The 16,616-nt window shown below is 70.2% G+C and carries 16 protein-coding genes; 12 read left to right on the plus strand and 4 right to left on the minus strand.

Annotated elements, in window-relative coordinates; genetic code table 11:
- The first annotated feature begins 21 nt into the window (after window positions 1-21).
- Window positions 22-696, plus strand: coding sequence for a lysophospholipid acyltransferase family protein (locus AB0G04_RS30825; protein ID WP_360989695.1), 675 nt, complete (start codon window positions 22-24; stop codon window positions 694-696).
- Here the strand turns inward: AB0G04_RS30825 and AB0G04_RS30830 are convergent.
- Window positions 693-1,382, minus strand: a complete 690-nt coding sequence (locus tag AB0G04_RS30830; protein WP_106316915.1) for a Crp/Fnr family transcriptional regulator — start codon at window positions 1,380-1,382, stop codon at window positions 693-695. The genes AB0G04_RS30825 and AB0G04_RS30830 overlap by 4 nt on opposite strands.
- A 236-nt stretch (window positions 1,383-1,618) precedes the next feature.
- Between AB0G04_RS30830 and AB0G04_RS30835 the strand changes: the two genes are divergently transcribed.
- Both AB0G04_RS30835 and AB0G04_RS30840 read left to right on the plus strand, forming a co-directional pair.
- Window positions 1,619-2,473 carry a phosphotransferase gene (locus AB0G04_RS30835; RefSeq protein ID WP_360989698.1) on the plus strand — a complete coding sequence of 285 codons (855 nt, stop codon included), beginning with the start codon at window positions 1,619-1,621 and terminating at the stop codon, window positions 2,471-2,473.
- Between the two features lie 34 nt (window positions 2,474-2,507).
- The gene (locus AB0G04_RS30840) at window positions 2,508-3,002 is read left to right on the plus strand and encodes a polyadenylate-specific 3'-exoribonuclease AS (protein ID WP_360989701.1); all 495 of its coding nucleotides are present in this window, start codon (window positions 2,508-2,510) and stop codon (window positions 3,000-3,002) included.
- Here AB0G04_RS30840 and AB0G04_RS30845 read toward each other — a convergent pair.
- On the minus strand, window positions 2,983-3,633 hold the full coding sequence (locus AB0G04_RS30845; RefSeq protein ID WP_360989704.1) for a helix-turn-helix domain-containing protein: 651 nt from the start codon (window positions 3,631-3,633) through the stop codon (window positions 2,983-2,985). The genes AB0G04_RS30840 and AB0G04_RS30845 overlap by 20 nt on opposite strands.
- Before the next feature lie 100 nt (window positions 3,634-3,733).
- Between AB0G04_RS30845 and AB0G04_RS30850 the strand changes: the two genes are divergently transcribed.
- From AB0G04_RS30850 to proC, 4 genes are all read left to right on the plus strand, one after another.
- Window positions 3,734-5,212, plus strand: coding sequence for an MFS transporter (locus AB0G04_RS30850; RefSeq protein WP_360989706.1), 1,479 nt, complete (start codon window positions 3,734-3,736; stop codon window positions 5,210-5,212).
- Between the two features lie 255 nt (window positions 5,213-5,467).
- Complete coding sequence (locus tag AB0G04_RS30855; RefSeq protein ID WP_360989709.1) at window positions 5,468-5,965, plus strand: pyridoxamine 5'-phosphate oxidase family protein; 498 nt, start codon at window positions 5,468-5,470, stop codon at window positions 5,963-5,965.
- A 142-nt stretch (window positions 5,966-6,107) separates the two neighbouring features.
- A complete protein-coding gene (locus AB0G04_RS30860) occupies window positions 6,108-7,136 on the plus strand; it encodes a 6-phosphofructokinase (protein ID WP_360989711.1) in 1,029 nt (342 codons plus the stop codon).
- Window positions 7,137-7,338: 202 nt separating this feature from the next.
- Window positions 7,339-8,151 (plus strand): pyrroline-5-carboxylate reductase, encoded by an 813-nt coding sequence (gene proC / locus AB0G04_RS30865; RefSeq protein ID WP_360989714.1) that lies wholly within the window; start codon window positions 7,339-7,341, stop codon window positions 8,149-8,151.
- A gap of 101 nt (window positions 8,152-8,252) precedes the next feature.
- Here proC and AB0G04_RS30870 read toward each other — a convergent pair whose 3' ends face one another.
- Window positions 8,253-8,930, minus strand: coding sequence for a DUF429 domain-containing protein (locus AB0G04_RS30870; RefSeq protein WP_360989716.1), 678 nt, complete (start codon window positions 8,928-8,930; stop codon window positions 8,253-8,255).
- 254 nt (window positions 8,931-9,184) lie between these two features.
- Here AB0G04_RS30870 and AB0G04_RS30875 point away from each other — a divergent pair, with 254 nt between their 5' ends.
- The 5 genes from AB0G04_RS30875 (at window position 9,185) to AB0G04_RS30895 (ending at window position 15,943) form a co-directional block, all read left to right on the plus strand.
- Window positions 9,185-10,657: a glycosyl hydrolase family 18 protein gene (locus AB0G04_RS30875; RefSeq protein WP_360989719.1), complete on the plus strand. Its 1,473-nt coding sequence runs from the start codon at window positions 9,185-9,187 to the stop codon at window positions 10,655-10,657.
- Between the two features lie 71 nt (window positions 10,658-10,728).
- Complete coding sequence (locus AB0G04_RS30880; protein ID WP_360989722.1) at window positions 10,729-12,135, plus strand: class II 3-deoxy-7-phosphoheptulonate synthase; 1,407 nt, start codon at window positions 10,729-10,731, stop codon at window positions 12,133-12,135.
- Window positions 12,128-13,147, plus strand: a complete 1,020-nt coding sequence (locus tag AB0G04_RS30885; RefSeq protein WP_360989724.1) for a GntG family PLP-dependent aldolase — start codon at window positions 12,128-12,130, stop codon at window positions 13,145-13,147. Before AB0G04_RS30880 ends, AB0G04_RS30885 begins: the two co-directional genes overlap by 8 nt.
- Window positions 13,148-13,361: 214 nt before the next feature.
- The gene (locus tag AB0G04_RS30890; protein ID WP_360989727.1) at window positions 13,362-14,693 is read left to right on the plus strand and encodes an IPT/TIG domain-containing protein; all 1,332 of its coding nucleotides are present in this window, start codon (window positions 13,362-13,364) and stop codon (window positions 14,691-14,693) included.
- A gap of 26 nt (window positions 14,694-14,719) precedes the next feature.
- Window positions 14,720-15,943, plus strand: a complete 1,224-nt coding sequence (locus tag AB0G04_RS30895) for an IPT/TIG domain-containing protein (RefSeq protein ID WP_360989730.1) — start codon at window positions 14,720-14,722, stop codon at window positions 15,941-15,943.
- Here AB0G04_RS30895 and AB0G04_RS30900 read toward each other — a convergent pair.
- Complete coding sequence (locus AB0G04_RS30900) at window positions 15,928-16,614, minus strand: hypothetical protein (protein ID WP_360989733.1); 687 nt, start codon at window positions 16,612-16,614, stop codon at window positions 15,928-15,930. The genes AB0G04_RS30895 and AB0G04_RS30900 overlap by 16 nt on opposite strands.
- Window positions 16,615-16,616 lie beyond the last annotated feature (2 nt).

The following is a 16,616-nucleotide window of genomic DNA, read 5'->3' on the forward strand; positions in this document are numbered from 1 at the left end:
GCATCCGATGAAAGGACGTCAGTGTTCTACTGGCTGCTGAAGTTGGTGGTCCTCGGACCGGTGCTGAGACTGGTCTTCCGTCCCAAGGTGGAGGGCCTGAACAACGTGCCCAGGTCCGGTCCGGTGATCCTCGCCTGCAACCACCTCTCGTTCTCCGACTCGATCTTCACCCCTCTGATCATGCGACGGAAAGTGACCTTCGTCGCCAAGGCCGAATACTTCACCGGCAAGGGGATCAAGGGGTGGTTCTCGCGGATGTTCTTCACCGGCGCGGGGACGATCCCGGTGGACCGTTCGGGTGGAGAGGCGGCCCAGGCGGCTCTGGACACGCTGCTGCGGGTCCTCAAGGAGGGCGGCGTCGCCGGCATCTACCCGGAGGGCACCCGCTCGCCGGACGGGCGGCTCTACCGCGGCAAGACCGGGGTGGCCCGGCTGGCTCTGGAGAGCGGCGCCCCGGTGGTCCCGGTGGCGCTGCTGAACACCGACGAGATCCAGCCGACCGGAACCCTGGTGCCCACCGTGAAGCGGGTGCGCATCCGGATCGGCGAGCCGCTCGACTTCTCCCGTTACGCCGACCAGCGCGGCGACCGGTTCGTCGAACGCGCCATCACCGACGAGATCATGTACGAGCTGATGGCGCTCTCCGGCCGCGAGTACGTGGACGTCTACGCGTCGACGTTGAAGACGGCCGCCTAACCGGTCATCCCGGCGCGGCGTCGCAGGGCCTGCACATCGGTGACGACGATGCGCCGGCCCTCGGTGCGCAGCCAGCCGCGGCTCGCGAAGGACCCGATCGCCTGGTTGACGCTCTGCCGGGAACCGCCGGCCATCTCGGCGAGCTGGCTCTGGTTGAGCTCGATGGTGATCATCGGCGCCTGGCTCTCGCCGGAGAGCCGGACCAGTGTCTTGGCGACCCGGCCGGGCAGGTCCAGGAAGACATGATCGGCGTTCTGCTCAGTGAGCCGGCGGATCAGCCCGCCGACCGAGCGCATCACCGCGTCGAGGATGCGCGGGTTGGAGTGCACCAGTTCCATGAAGGCGACCCGGGACAGCGACAGCGCCTGCGAGTCCTCGATGGCCTCGGCCGAGGCGCTGCGGGTGGAGGCGTCCAGGAGGGACACCTCGCCGAGCACGTCGGGCGGGCGGACCACGGTGAGCACGGCGCGCTCGCCGGTCGGCGCGGTCCGGAAGACGGCGACGGCGCCGCGTTTCATGATGATCAGTGAGTCGCCGGGGTCGTGCTCGACGAAGAGGATCTGACCCTTGCGGTAGTGGCGTGGGACGGCTGCGGCTATGACGCGCTGACGTACTTCCGGTTCCAGACCGGCGAACATCTCCACGCCGGTGAGTGCGTCGCCGGGATCCGGCATGCGATGGTCCACGGCGCTACTTCCTCCCCCGGTGAGGACACGCCGACGGCCGACGGCGCCGGCCCCACGACGCGAACGATCACTCTTAGCACGAAGCGTGCCTCGAACGCCATTTTCAAAACGGACATCGACACTCGCCTCGTACGATCATGTCCCTTAGGTTGCGTTCTGTAAACCGTCAATCTCTCTCAGTCACTGTCGCCCTGTCTGTCCGTCGTATTGGCGGCATCTGTCGAGATAATCCCGCGGTGCCGGATGACGACTTCCTTCGATCGATCCTGTGGGACCAGTGGCACCTCGCCCCGTCCGGGATGACCGCGCTGCCGCCGACCGTGATGTCACACGGCTGGGAGTTCACGGCGGGCAGCGAGGTGTACGTGACCCGGCTCGCCGACCTCGGCCTGCGCCAGTCGGTCGAGGCCGGTCTGGCCGTCGCCAGCCATCTGCGCGGCCGCCGGATCGACGCCGGCGAACCGGTCCGCACCCTGAGCGGCGCGCTGACCGTGGCCACCCCGCACGGCGTGCTGGCCGTCCTGCGCCGCCTCCCCGGCCGCCGCCTGGACGGCCGGGACCCGGTGGACCAGCAGTGGTGGGGTGAGCGCCTGGGGGCCGTACACCGGTGTCTCCAGCACTTCCGGCATCCCGGGCTGCGCCCCTGGCAACTGCTGGAGGCCGACGCCGCGCATCTCGACGCGGAGCCCTGGCTGCGTGAGACGGTGACCGCCGCGGTCGCCGCGGCGACCCGGCTCGCCGTGACCGACCGCCTCACCTACGGGGTGCTGCACGGCGACCCGTCGCCGGAGATCTTCGTGCTGGACGCCTCGACCGGCCGGTCGGGTCTGCTGTTCTGCGGAGCGAGCGGGACCGGCCCCCTCGTCCACGACGTGGCCGCCGCGGTCGCCTACGCCGGTGGCCCGGAGCACGCCGGTGAGTTCCTGGACGGCTACCTCGCGGCCGGGCCGGTCGGCGGTGACGAACTCGACGCCGCCCTGCCGGTGATGCTGCGGCTGCGCTGGGCGGTCCAGGCGGTACGGGCGGCCCGGTTCGGGTGTGCCGCGGCACTCGGGACGGCGAGGGAGGCCCTGGGGTCCATGCCCGGGTGAGAGGTCCTCCCGGCGATGGGCAAGGATGGACCCGATGCCTTACCGCTATTTTTACGACTGCGAATTCATCGAGGACGGCCGGATCGTCGACCTCGTCTCGATCGGTGTCGTCGACGAGTTCGGCCGCGAGTTCTATGCGGTCAGCACCGAGTTCGACGACACCCGTGCCGTGCCCTGGGTGCGCCGCAACGTCCTCGACAAGCTCCCCTCGCCGTCCGACAAGGCATGGCGCAGCCGCGAGCGCATCCGTGACGACCTCTACGAGTTCCTGTCCGAGCCGATCCGTGGCCGGGGTGAGCAGATGGAGCTCTGGGCGTGGTACGCGGCGTACGACCACGTGGCGCTCGCCCAGCTGTGGGGCGCGATGCCGGCCCTGCCGCGGGAGATCCCGCGTTTCACCAAGGACCTGCGCCAGCGCTGGGACGATCTGGGCCGACCGCACCTGCCGGAGATGGCAGGCCGCCACGACGCCCTGGTCGACGCCCGGCACAACCTGGCCCGGTGGAACGCTATGACCGCGAAGGCCTGACCGGCTTCATCCCCGGGACGCACTCGCGCATGACGGCCCGGACGTCGGTCTCGGTCGGCGCGGTCCCGAGGGTGCCGTTGTCCGGCCGGGCGCGCAGGCCGTCGATGACCAGCTCGAGATAGCGCTCGTAAAGGCCCGGCCGGCACTCCTCGCTGTGCTGGGCCATTTCGGTCACCATCGCCATGATGATCGGGAAGTCGCGGAACCCGGTGTCCGGCCGGAGGCTGCCCTCGGCGTGCGCCCGTTCCATCAGCTGCTCGAGCAGCGGCACCATCTGCTCGCCGGCCGTCTTGAAGTGCTGCTCGTCCATGCTCAGCGCGGCGTCGCGCAGCCCCCGGTCGGCCGCGTGCCAGCGGGCCGAGGTGCGCAGGAATCCGGTCAGCCCGTCCCAGGCCGGCTCGGTGGCGAGGGCCTGCTCGGCGAGCGTGACGAGATCCTCCAGCCGATCGCTGAAGACCGCCTCGATCAGCTCCTCCTTGGTGGGGAAGCGCCGGTAGACCGTGCCGATCCCGACGCCGGCGTGATGGGCCACGTCGTCGAGCGTGGCCGCGAACCCGCGGGCGGCGAAGACCTCGCGGGCGGCCTCGATGATCCGCTCCCGGTTGCGTTGTGCGTCGCGCCGAAGAGGCATGTGGCCAAGCCTACAACTAAGTGGAGGTAACTCCTCAACTTCTGCTGCTAGCCTGCCGAAGTGGAGGACGTACCTCAACTTAGCTCCGGAAGGCTTCCGCATGAGCAGCACCCTTATTGATCGGCCCCGGCCGGCGGAACGTGAGACCGGGCGCTGGTGGGCGCTCGTCGTGCTGGCGCTGGCGCAGCTGATGGTGGTGCTCGACGCCACGATCGTGAACATCGCGCTGCCCACCGCGCAGGCCGACCTCGGCTTCGACGACCACGGCCGGCAGTGGGTGGTCACCGGTTACGCCCTCGCCTTCGGCAGCCTGCTGCTGCTCGGCGGGCGCCTCTCCGACTTCTTCGGCCGCAAGCGGATGTTCATCATCGGCCTGATCGGGTTCGCCCTCGCGTCGGCCCTCGGCGGCGCCGCCGCCAACCTCGAGCTGCTGATCGTCGCCCGTGCCCTGCAGGGCGTCTTCGGTGCGGCGCTGGCCCCGGCCGCCCTCTCGCTGCTCTCCACCACGTTCACCGAGCCCGCCGAGCGCGGCAAGGCGTTCGGCATCTTCGGCGCCATCTCCGGCGCCGGCGGCGGCATGGGCCTGCTGCTCGGCGGCGTCCTCACCGAGTACGTCTCGTGGCGCTGGTGCCTCTACGTCAACCTGGTCATCGCCGCGATCGCCGTGGCCGGTGCGATGCTGAAGCTCCGCGACGAGCCGGTCCCCGCCCACGGGAGGATCGACGTCCCCGGCACCATCACGGCGGTCGCCGGCCTGGTCGCGCTCGTCTACGGCCTCGCCAACGCCGAGACCGACGGCTGGACCGACACCATGACCCTGGGTCCGATCATCGCCGGTCTGGTCCTGCTCACCACGTTCGTGCTGATCGAGCGCAAGGCCGCACACCCGCTGCTGCCGCTGCGCGTCGTCCTGGACCGCAACCGCGGCGGTTCGTACGCCTCGATCGCGATCGCCGGCGCCGGCATGTTCGGCATCTTCCTGTTCCTCACCTACTACCTGGCCGGCATCCTCGGCTTCACGCCGGTCAAAACCGGCCTTGCGTTCCTGCCAATGCTCGGCGCCGTGATGCTCACCGCCACGACCGCCGGTTCGATGCTCGCGCCGAAGATCGGCCCGCGCCCGCTGGTTCCGGTCGGTGCCCTGGTAGCGGCGGCCGGCATGGTGCTGATGACCCGCCTCCAGCTCGACTCGTCCTACGCCACCGACGTACTTCCGGCCCTGATCGTCATCGGTCTCGGTCTCGGCCTGGTCTTCGCGCCCACCCAGAACGCCGCGACCTCCGGCGTCGAGCACCGCGATGCGGGCGTCGCCTCCGCGATGATCAACACGGTGCAGCAGATCGGCGGCTCGATCGGCACCGCACTGCTCAGTTCCTTCGCCGCCAGCGCCGCCGAGGACTACATGGTCGGCAAGACCCCGTCCCAGCTGGTGCAGGCCCAGGCCGCGATCGAGAGCTACCACACCGTCTTCTGGTGGTCGGCCGGCTTCTTCGTACTGGCCGCCGTGGTCGCCGCGGTCCTCTTCCGCACCGGCCCGCTCGACGTGGACCCGGACGCCCCGCGCGCCATGGCCCACTGACGTCGGCCCGGGCGCCCCGCGTGGCATGAGTCCATGAGAGCGGCCGTTTTCTGCGCCTCGGCCTGGTGCGCCGGCCCGGTCCGGTCGTCCTGCAGTCACCGCACGGAACTCCGCCCTTGATCACGGGAGCCCGGCCGTACTCGCGGCCGGGCTTCCGCGCGTAGCCGTACCCAAGCCGGATGTTGATCTTGATGGGTTTGACGGGCGGTGTCGAGGAAAGGAGGGGAGAACGGCTCTCACGGACGAGGAGGCGACATGACCGCGACGGAGCAGGAACAGCGCGAGAAGGTCAAGGCGATGGTGGCGGACGCGAAGATCGCCATGCTGACCACGATGACCGAGAGCGGTAAGCATGTGAGCCGCCCGATGGCGGTGCAGGACCAGGAGTTCGACGGCGATCTGTGGTTCTTCACCTATGCCGACTCCGACCTGGTCGCACAGATCGGCGTTCACCCGCAGGTGAATGTCGCGTTCAGCGACCAGAAGCACAACAACTGGATCTCCATCTCGGGTGCGGCCGTACGGGTCGACGACCGGGCGCAGGCGGAGCGGCTGTGGAACCCGTTCCTCAAGGCGTGGTTCCCGGACGGGCTGGAGACGCCGAACCTGACGCTGGTCAAGGTGCACGCGGACACCGCGGAGTACTGGGAGGCGGCGCACAGTTCGAAGGTCGTCACGCTTCTCGGGTACGCCAAGGCCGCGGTTACCGGAAAGACGCCGGACGCGGGCGAGAACGAAACCGTCAGGCTTTAGTGGGCCGCGTTCCACCTGGATCAGGGTGGCGGCTAGAGTCGCGGTTGCGGCCCGCCCCGGACCGGCAACGCTGCCGACGACATCGTCCCTGGGGCCTCGACGGGCTATCCGCATCTCGCTACCCGATCCAGGGGGAAGAAACATGCGTATCGGCGTGCTCACCGGTGGCGGCGACTGCCCCGGTCTCAACGCGGTCATCCGTGCCGTCGTCCGTAAGGGCGTGTCCGCTTACGGTCACGAGTTCGTCGGCTTCCGCGACGGCTGGAAGGGCCCGCTCGAGGGTCTGACGAAGCCGCTCGGCATCGCTGAGGTGCGTGGCATCCTGCCCCGCGGCGGCACCATCCTGGGCTCCTCCCGTACGAACCCGTTCAAGATCGAGAACGGCGTCGAGCGGATCAAGGCGAACCTGGCCGAGATGGGCGTCGACGCGCTCGTCGCGATCGGCGGCGAGGACACCCTCGGCGTCGCCACCAAGCTGTCCGAGCTGGGCGTCAACGTGGTCGGCGTGCCGAAGACCATCGACAACGACCTGAACGGCACCGACTACACCTTCGGCTTCGACACCGCGGTCAACATCGCGATGGAGGCCATCGACCGGCTGCACACCACCGCCGAGTCGCACCACCGCACCCTGGTCGTCGAGGTCATGGGCCGCCACGCCGGCTGGATCGCGCTGCACGCCGGCCTCGCCGGTGGCGCCAACGTCATCCTGCTGCCGGAGCGCCAGTTCGACGTGGACCAGGTCGCCACCTACGTGACCAAGCGGTTCCAGGTCGAGTACGCGCCGATCGTCGTCGTCGCCGAGGGCGCCCAGCCGCTCGACGGCCAGATGGTCCTGCACAACCAGGAGCTCGACAGCTTCGGCCACGTCCGCCTCGGCGGCATCGGCCAGTGGCTCGCCGAGCAGCTCGAGGAGAAGACCGGCAAGGAGGCCCGTACGGTCGTCCTCGGTCACATCCAGCGCGGTGGCACCCCGACCGCGTTCGACCGGGTCCTGTCCACCCGTTTCGGCCTGCAGGCGATCGACGCCGTCAACGAGGGCGACTTCGGCAAGATGGTGGCGCTGCGCGGCACCGACGTGGTCCGGATCCCGCTCATCGAGGGCACCGGCGAGCTGAAGACCGTTCCGCTCGAGCGTTACGAAGAGGCCGAGGTCTTCTTCGGCAGCTGATCTGCCGTCGTGATGCCGGGGAGCGCGCTCCCCGGCATTCCGTTCTTCACCGGCTGGCGCTCCGCGCTGTCTCAGCGAGTCCGAGACAGCCGTGGTGGCCAGCCGGGTTTTGTGGCTGGCGGTGGCCGTTGTCTTGGTGGGTGTGAGGCAGCGGTCGGAGCCGGCCGGAGGCGTTCCGGACCGCATCGTCGAGGAGTCTGCGTTGTCCCAGCACACCGTCGCGGTCCTGGGGGCCGGCAAGATGGGTGAACTCGTCCTCTCCGGCCTGCTCCGGTCGGGCTGGCCCGCCGACCGTCTGCTCGCCACGGCGCGCCGCCCGGACCGCCGCGCCGAGCTGGCCGAGCGCCACGGCGTGCGCGTCGTCGACAATGTCACCGCCGCCGGCGAGGCTGACGTACTGGCCGTCGCGGTCAAGCCGCAGGATGCCGGGACGCTGCTCGACGAGGTCAGCGGCCGGATCTCCGCCGGCACACTCGTCGTGTCGCTCTGTGCCGGGCTGCCCACCGGCTTCTTCGCCGCCCGGCTGTCCGAGGGCACGCCGGTGATCCGCGTCATGACGAACACGCCGGCCCTGGTCGGCCAGGCGATGACGGCGATCTCAGCCGGCCCGCACGCCACCGACGATCATCTGGCCGTGGCCGATGCGATGTTCAAGCCGCTGGGCACGACCGTCCGTGTCCCCGAGTACCAGCAGGACGCCGTCACGGCGCTCTCCGGCTCCGGCCCGGCCTACTTCTACCTGATGGTCGAGGCCATGATCGACGCCGGCGTCCTGCTCGGGCTGCCGCGTCAGACCGCCCACGAGCTCGCCGTGCAGACGGCGCTCGGGTCGGCGACGATGCTCCGCGACTCCGGCGAGCACCCGGTGAAGCTCCGTGAGTCGGTCACGTCCCCGGCCGGGACCACGGCCGCTGCCCTCCGCGAACTCGAGAACCACGGAGTCCGCGCCGCCCTGATGGACGCCCTCTCGGCGGCCCGCGACCGGGCCCGCGAGCTGGCGGCCCAGGCCCGCTGACCGCACCGGCCCGCGTGGTGACCTGTGGCGTGCATACGGGCGTAGGTGACCACGCGCGCTGCGGCGTGATGCGACTGGCGCGCGCCGGTGGGCGTACCGGATCAGTAATAGATCGCGATCTTGCTGCCGTTCTGTTCCTCGGGCGGGCTCGGGTGACTGAGGGCCGTGCCGGTGGCCACGCGGTGGGCGGTCCAGGCGACGGCGGCCGCGTCGAGGATGTCGTCCGGCGGCGCCTGGCCGGCCGGGCCGAGCTTGTCCGGCAGCACGATGCCGTTGCGGGCGAGCAGCTCCCGGCGGCGGGTCTGTCCGCTCCAGGTTTTCTTGGCGTGCGCGAGCGGCTCGCCGGCCATGGTCCGGAAGGACACTTCGGGGTGGGCCTCGAAGAGCAGGCCGGGGTGGCGTTCCCAGATGGCGTTGGCCTCGAGCAGTTTCGGTCGTAGCGCCCAGGACTGGCGGCTCAGCCCGGCGCCGGTCAGTTCACGGCACACCCGGTTGGCGGAGGCGAAATCGGACTCCTGCCAGACCGCGCGCGGCGGGACCCGGAAGACGCTGCTGCGGCGTGGCCCGAGCTGGTCGGCGGCGAGGGTGTCGGCGGCCCGCCAGCGGTCCGGCAGCATGCCGAGAGGGATGTCCACACCGATCACCGCGGCGCCGGAGCTTCCGGCGACGATCTCGTAGAGGGTGGCGGCCAGGACGGCCCGGCCGAACGCGCCGTCGCGCAGCTCCACGCCGACCCAGCCGAGCGCGTACGCGTCGACGCCGATGACGTGGATGCCCATCAGCCAGCGACCCGGCCGCGGTGGCGGTCCATATCGGTCGTGCCACCGGTGGGGGCCCCGATGCTGACGTCGTAGATGGTCATGACGGAAGACTACTGGTTGTGTCTGCTTGATTGCACCCGGTGGCGGCCCGCTTGTTGATGTTAAAGAGACCTTAAAGCTGTTCACCTGGCTTGACTGTTGTTAATCGATGTGACTACCGTCTCCTCAACCCTCTCTTTGGAAAGTTTCCTAACTGTTGAGGAGACACCCCCGTGCAGAAATCCGCCCGTCGGGCGATCTTCGTCGGCGCAGTCATGGTCGCGAGCGGCATCGCCGTTCCCACCATGTCGGCGTCGGCGGCCGCCGCCTGTGCCCCCGCATGGAGCGCTTCCGCCGTCTATGTGAAGGACAACGTCGCCTCGCAGAACGGCAAGAACTACACCGCCAAGTGGTGGACGCAGAACGAGTCCCCGGCCACGAACAGCAGCCAGTGGGCTGTGTGGATCGACAACGGCGCCTGCAGTGGTGGCCCGACCACGCCCACCACGCCGCCGTCGACCCCGCCGACGACGCCGCCCACCACACCCCCCACGACTCCGCCGACCACCCCGCCCACGACGAACCCGCCGACCGGTAGCAAGTGGGTCGTCGGCTACTTCGCCGAGTGGGGCGTCTACGGCCGCGGCTACCACGTGAAGAACATCGACACGTCCGGCTCGGCCTCCAAGCTGACCCACATCCTGTACGCGTTCGCCAACACCACCGGCGGCAAGTGCACCATCGGTGACTCGTACGCCGACTACGAGAAGGCGTACACCGCCGGCGAGAGCGTCGACGGCGTCGCGGACACCTGGGACCAGCCGCTGCGTGGCTCGTTCAACCAGCTCCGCAAGCTGAAGAAGAAGTACCCGCACCTCAAGGTGATCTACTCGGTCGGTGGCTGGACCTGGTCCGGCGGCTTCACCGAGGCGGCCAAGAACCCGGCCGCGTTCGCCGAGAGCTGCTACAACCTGGTCGAGGACCCGCGTTGGGCCGACGTGTTCGACGGCATCGACATCGACTGGGAGTACCCGAACGCCTGTGGCCTGACCTGTGACACCAGCGGCCCGAACGCGTTCAACAACGTGATCACCGCGCTGCGCAGCAAGTTCGGCTCCAGCGCCCTGATCACCGCCGCCATCACCGCCGACGGCAGCAACGGCGGCAAGATCGACGCCACCGACTACGCCACCGCGGCGACGAAGATGGACAAGATCTTCCCGATGACGTACGACTACTTCGGCGCCTTCGCCGCGCAGGGTCCGACCGCCCCGCACTCGCCGCTGACCTCGTACAACGGCATTCCGCAGGCGGGCTTCAACTCGGACGCCGCGGTGCAGAAGCTGAAGTCGAAGGGCGTTCCGGCCAGCAAGATCCTGCTCGGCATCGGCTTCTACGGCCGTGGCTGGACCGGCGTCACCCAGGCCGCCCCGGGCGGTTCGGCGACCGGCGGCGCTGCGGGCACCTACGAGACCGGTATCGAGGACTACAAGGTCCTCAAGACCAAGTGCCCGGCCACCGGTACGGTCGCCGGCACCGCCTACGCCTTCTGCGGCAACAACTGGTGGAGCTACGACACCCCGTCGACCATCGCCGGCAAGATGACGTACGCGAAGAACCAGGGTCTCGGCGGCGCGTTCTTCTGGGAGCTCTCCGGTGACACCGCCAACGGCGAACTGATCACCGCGATCAAGGGCAACCTGTAACACCTGATCGGTACGTGAGAAGAGGGGCACCGGCCGCAAGGTCGGTGCCCCTCTTCCGTACGCTTTGCGGTATGCGCCGTGAGTGGCATCAGCTCAGTCATCCCGGGGTCGGTAACCCGGCTCTGCAGACCTCCCGCCCGTCGACGAACTCCGCCGAGGACGAGGCTCTCGGCCTCGACCACTGGCGCAGCCTGCCGCGCGTGCAGATGCCACCCTGGCCGGACATGGGCGAGGTCGCCGAGGTCTGCAAGGTCCTCGACAACGTGCCGTCAATCGTCGCGCCTTACGAGGTCGACCAGCTGCGGCACCGCCTCGCCGAGGTGTGCGAGGGCCGCGCGTTCCTGCTCCAGGGCGGCGACTGTGCCGAGACGTTCGCCGACAACACCGAGAGCCACCTGCTCGCCAACGCGCGCACCCTGCTGCAGATGGCCGTGGTGCTGACGTACGGCGCCTCGATGCCGGTCGTCAAGGTGGCGCGGGTCGCCGGGCAGTACACCAAGCCCCGGTCCGCGCCGACCGACGCGCTGGGCCTCCCGGCGTACCGCGGCGATCTGATCAACTCGCTGGACGCGAACGAGGCGGCCCGCGTCGCGGACCCGCAGCGCATGATCCGGGCGTACGCGAACTCGGCCGCCGCCATGAACATGCTCCGCGCCTACCTCTCCGGCGGTCTCGCCGACCTGCACGGTCTGCACGACTGGAACAAGGACTTCGTCCGGGCCTCCCCGGCCGGCGAGCGTTACGAGGCCATTGCCCGCGAGATCGACCGCGCTCTCGACTTCATCCGCGCCTGCGGCATGACCGACAGCGAGGCGCTGCGCACGGTCAGCCTGTACTGCTCGCACGAGGCCCTGGCCCTGGAGTACGACCGGGCCCTGACCCGGGTCTCCGACGGCCGGGCGTACGGGTTGAGCGGCCACTTCCTGTGGATCGGCGAGCGCACCCGCCAGCTCGACCACGCGCACATCGACTTCATCAGCCGGATCGCGAACCCGATCGGCGTCAAGATCGGCCCCGGGACGTCGCCGGAGACCGCGATCGAGCTGTGCGAGAAGCTGAACCCGGAGAACATCCCGGGCCGGCTCACCCTGATCAGCCGGATGGGCAACGGCAAGGTCCGCGACACCCTGCCCCCGATCGTGGAGAAGGTGCACGCCTCCGGCGCCAAGGTCGTCTGGCAGTGCGACCCGATGCACGGCAACACCCACGAGTCGAGCAACGGCTACAAGACCCGCCACTTCGACCGGGTCGTCGACGAGGTGCTCGGCTACTTCGAGGTGCACCGCGGCCTCGGCACCCACCCGGGCGGCATCCACGTCGAGCTGACCGGCGAGGACGTCACCGAGTGCCTGGGCGGCGCGCAGGGCATCGAGGACCTCGACCTGCCGGGCCGCTACGAGACGGCCTGTGACCCGCGGCTGAACACGCAGCAGAGCCTGGAGCTGGCGTTCCTTGTCGCCGAGATGCTCCGTGGCTGACCTGCGATCGGACACCGTCACCCGGCCCACCAAGGGGATGCGGGCCGCGATGGCGCGAGCCGCGGTCGGCGACGACGTGTTCGGCGACGACCCGACCGTCAACGCGCTCGAGGCTCACGTGGCGGCGCTGTTCGGGCACGAGGCGGCGCTGTTCGCCCCGTCCGGCACGATGGCCAACCAGATCGCGCTGCAGCTGGTCGTCCCACCCGGTGGTGAGTTGCTGGCGGGGGCGGACGCGCACGTGGTGACGTACGAACTGGGGGCCGCCGCGGTGTACGGCGGCATCTCCAGCCGGACCTGGGGTTCCGACGGCGCCGCCCTGGACGCCGAGCGGATCTCCGAGATGATCCGTCCGGCCGGCTACCCGTCGGTGCCGACCGCGGCGATCGCCGTCGAGCAGACCCACAACCTCGGCGGCGGCGCGGTGATCCCGTTGTCCACGTTGCAGGACCTGCGGGTCGCCGCCGACAGGCACGGGATCGCTCTGCACTGCGACGGCGCCCGGATCTGGCACGCGCACATCGCCGACGGGGTGCCGCTCGACGAGTACGGCGGCCTGTTCGACACCCTCTCGGTCTGCCTCTCCAAGGGGCTCGGCGCACCGGTCGGCTCGCTCGTCGTCGGCAGCCGGGAACGCATCGCCAAGGCCCGGACCATTCGTAAACGGATGGGCGGCGGCATGCGGCAGGCCGGCATCCTGGCCGCGGCCGGACGGTACGCGCTCGACAACCACCTCCGGCGGCTCACCGAGGACCACGAGCGGGCCCGGCAGATCGCCGAGGCACTGGCCCCGTTCGGGGTGGTGGACCCGGAGAAGGTGCGGACGAACCTCGTACCGCTGAATCTGTCGAAGCACGACCTGGACGCGCCGACGCTTGCCGCACGCGCCGCCGAACGGGGCGTGCTGATCGCCGCGATGCTGCCCGGCCTGGCGCGGCTCGTCACCCACCTGGACCTCGACGAGGCGGCCGTCGACCAGGCCATCGATGTCCTGAGCGATCTGCTGGCCTGACCTTTTCGTCCGCGGAAAAACCTGCGGGCGGGGGTGTGCGCGACCGATACGTCTCCACGTTATGGCGCACACATCCCCAGCCCGCAGGGCAAAAGCATTTGCCGCCGCTGTCGCTGTCGCGGCCACCGTCGTTCCGCCGTCCGCTGCCCTCGCGGCGGGCTCTCCGCTCGGATCGCCCTCCGGGCCGGTCCGGGTGGTCTCGGCCGTCCCGGTCGTGCAGAGCGTCACCCCCGCGGTGGGCTCGGTCGACGGGGGTACGGCCGTCACCATTGCCGGATCCGGCTTCACGACCCTGGACCGGTCGGATCCGGCCGCGGTGCGGTTCGGTGACCTCCCGGCGACCCGCATCGTGGTGGTGAGCGACACCAAACTGATCGCGGTGGCCCCCGCGCAAGCCGGCGGCGATGTGCTGATCACCGTCGGGACCGGTCCGAACGCGAGCCGGACCGCGTCGTTCGGGTACCGGAGAGCGCTGACCGCGGTGTTCGAGGGCATCACGACGACCGCGGTCGGAGGTGTGCAGATCCTCGTCGACGTGCCCGGCGGTGGTGCCGGTGCGACGTCGGCGGAGTTCACCACCCTGAAGATCACCGCGCTGGTCGGTGACGTCACCGCCAAGGTGACGTGGGTGAGCGCCGAACGGGTGAAGGTCACCGTTCCGGCCACCGGCAAGCTGGGTTCCTTCCCGGTGCGGCTGGTGCAGGACGGTTTTGCCGGGCCGCGGTCCGACGCCACCGTGACGTACCTGCCGGGCATCACCTCGGTCACCCCGTCCCGGGTCGGTACGGTGGGCGGCGACGCCGTGAAGATCGTCGGAGCCGGCTTCGGCACGGTGGACCCGGAGGATCCGTCCGCGGTCACCGTCGGCGGGGTGCCGGCGGCGTCGTTCACGGTCGTCTCGGACACCGTGATCGAGGCGCTCACGCCGCCGGGGGAGGCCGGACCGGCAGCGGTCCGGGTCGTCACCGCGAGCGGCAGCAATCCCGAGTCGGCGGCGGCCCGGGTGTCCTACCTGGGGCAACTCGGCCTGGACCTGACCGGTGACGTCTTCGTCCGGCCCGGCGGCGGCAAGCACCTGCTGGCTGTCAGCGGCGCCACCCTCGGAGCCGACGCGAAGGCCTTCGCCGCCTCGGGCATCAGCCTGCGGCTGGGGAAGACGAAGCTGATCGCGTCCTGGGCAGACCCCACGCACCTGAGCGTCACCCTGCCGCCCCAGACCGGCAAGTCGGTGACCCTGACCCTGCTGAACGGCACCGTCAGCGCCGACGTCACCCTCCCGGTGGTTCCGGTGATCACCAGTCTTTCCGCGACCACCGACACGGTCGCCGGCGGACGGAAGGTCACCGTCAAGATCGCCGGTGCGACCACGGCGACCGACTTCCGGTTCGGCGCGGCCGGGGCCACCTGTGAGGGCGGCAACAGCGTGTACGTCTGCGTCGTCCCGCCCGCTGCCGAGGCCGGCCCGGTCTGGGTGCGGTTCACCTCGGGCGACGTGACGAGCCGCTTCACCGCGACCGCGACGTTCCGCTACTCCGACCTCGACTGAGACACCACTCCCGGGAGATTGCACCCATGGCGACATCGAAGAAGTCCCGCCGGGCAGCCGGCCTCGCGGCGGTGGCCGTCGTCGCGGCGACCGCCCTCTCCTCCGAGGTCGCGGCGTTCGCGGACCAGCGGACCGGCATTCTCGCCGACGCGGTCACCCTCGCCGCCGACTTCGAGGACGGGATCGCGGCCAAGGCGTCCGGCGGCACCGTCATCCCGGTGACCGTGACGGGCGGCTCCGTCGGCGACACGGCGCAGGCGTTCAGCGCTCTGCGGATCACCGCGAAGATCGGTGGTGTGACCGCCCCCGTCGCGTGGGTGGACGGCAGCCACCTCAAGGTCACCGCCCCGGCCACCGTCAAGGCGGCCGCCACGACGATGCGCCTGTTCAAGAACGGCGTGGCCGGCCCCGAGTCGAGCGACCGGGTTGGTTACCTCCCGATCGTGAACAGCGTGGCGCCGTCCGTGGTGAACGCCGCCGGTGGTGCCACCGTGACGGTGACCGGGGCCGGCTTCCTCGGCGTCGACGCCGGGGACGCCTCGGCGGTCACCTTCGGCGGCACGAACGCGACGTCCTTCACCGTGGTCTCGGCATCGAGGATCACGGCGGTGGTGCCGGCCGGCCTGAACGGCCCGGCCACCGTACGGGTCTCGTCGACCGGCGGGGAGAGCCCGATTGTCCTCGGCAGCAAGGTCAGCTATCGAGCTGCGCTCGGCGTCTCCGGCGACCCGGTCGCCAAGTTCAACGGCGGTCCGACGATCCTCACGATCACCGGTGCCGGGCTCGGGGCCAACGCCAAGGCCTTCGCCGCCGAACGCGTCACCGTGCTGGTGGGTACCCGTAGCGTGACGGCCTCCTATGTCGACTCCACCCGGGTGAAGGTCACCATGCCGGCCGCCACGACCGCCACGGTGCCGGTGAAGGTCATGCACGACGGCATCGCCGGCGAAGCGGCCACCGTCACCATGGTCCCGGTCGTGACCGGCCTCTCGGCCCCGAGCGATGCGCTGGCCGGTGGCAAGAAGGTGACCGTCAAGGTGGCCGGTCTCAAGATCGCTGACGCCACCGGGTTCAAGTTCGGCGACAACCCGGCCACCTGCGAGAAGAAGGGCATCGGTACGGCCGTGACCTTCCTCTGCACCGTCCCGCCGGCCGGCGCACCCGGCCCGGTCACGGTGAGTTTCCTCGACGGGGAGAACCGGGAGAGCCGGTTCACCGCGGCCGCCACGTTCAGTTACACCGTCAACTGAAGGGCCCCGACGAAGCCGCGGATGATCGGGTGCGGGTCGGTCCCGTCCCCGCTCAGCTCCGGCTGGAACAGCGTGGCCAGGAAGAACGGGTGGCCGGGCAACTCGGCCACCCGTACCTCCCCGGCCTCGTCGTGGCCGGTGAAGCGCATCCCGTGCGACGCCAGCAGATCCAGGTGGGCGACGTCGAGGCCGTAATCGCAGTGATAGCGCTCGACGGTCCGGCCGGCGCCGAGCAGCCGTTCGATGAGCGAACCGGGCGCCAGGGTGACGGCGGCCTGATGTCCGGCCAGGGAGCAGGACAGCGCGACGATCAGCTCGTCGTGGCCGGCCGGGCCGTACTCGGCGTGCTGGGCGGAGCGGAAGCCGCAGACGTCGCGGGCGAACTCGATCATGGCGTGCTGGAAGCCCGCGCATGTGCCCAGGAACGGGATGCCCTCGGTGCGGGCGGTGCGTACCGCGGTCAGCGCGCCCTCGACGCTGCAATACGGGCTGCCCGGGACCAGCCAGACCCCGTCGAACCTCCGCAGCGCAGCCGGATCCTCGGCGTCCCGGGTCGGGATCCAGTAGACGTCGAGATCCTGGTCGTCGCGGAGCGTGTCGAGCAGAACCGGGATGCGGGTGTGGGCGCGGACGGCCGGTGACCGGTCGCCGACCAGGGCGATTCTCAACATGG

It is taken from the genome of Actinoplanes sp. NPDC023801 (genome assembly GCF_040639655.1).
In the GTDB taxonomy this organism is placed as follows: Bacteria; Actinomycetota; Actinomycetes; order Mycobacteriales; family Micromonosporaceae; genus Actinoplanes.

What these genes read in the sequence shown, in the direction of transcription:
- AB0G04_RS30845 (WP_360989704.1), bottom strand. Translation starts at nt 3,633, where the DNA reads ATGCCTCTTCGGCGCGACGCACAACGCAACCGGGAGCGGATCATCGAG.
- AB0G04_RS30880 (WP_360989722.1), top strand. Translation starts at nt 10,729, where the DNA reads ATGCGCCGTGAGTGGCATCAGCTCAGTCATCCCGGGGTCGGTAACCCG.
- AB0G04_RS30895 (WP_360989730.1), top strand. Translation starts at nt 14,720, where the DNA reads ATGGCGACATCGAAGAAGTCCCGCCGGGCAGCCGGCCTCGCGGCGGTG.
- AB0G04_RS30850 (WP_360989706.1), top strand. Translation starts at nt 3,734, where the DNA reads ATGAGCAGCACCCTTATTGATCGGCCCCGGCCGGCGGAACGTGAGACC.
- AB0G04_RS30855 (WP_360989709.1), top strand. Translation starts at nt 5,468, where the DNA reads ATGACCGCGACGGAGCAGGAACAGCGCGAGAAGGTCAAGGCGATGGTG.
- AB0G04_RS30900 (WP_360989733.1), bottom strand. Translation starts at nt 16,614, where the DNA reads ATGTTGAGAATCGCCCTGGTCGGCGACCGGTCACCGGCCGTCCGCGCC.
- AB0G04_RS30870 (WP_360989716.1), bottom strand. Translation starts at nt 8,930, where the DNA reads ATGGGCATCCACGTCATCGGCGTCGACGCGTACGCGCTCGGCTGGGTC.
- AB0G04_RS30860 (WP_360989711.1), top strand. Translation starts at nt 6,108, where the DNA reads ATGCGTATCGGCGTGCTCACCGGTGGCGGCGACTGCCCCGGTCTCAAC.
- AB0G04_RS30840 (WP_360989701.1), top strand. Translation starts at nt 2,508, where the DNA reads ATGCCTTACCGCTATTTTTACGACTGCGAATTCATCGAGGACGGCCGG.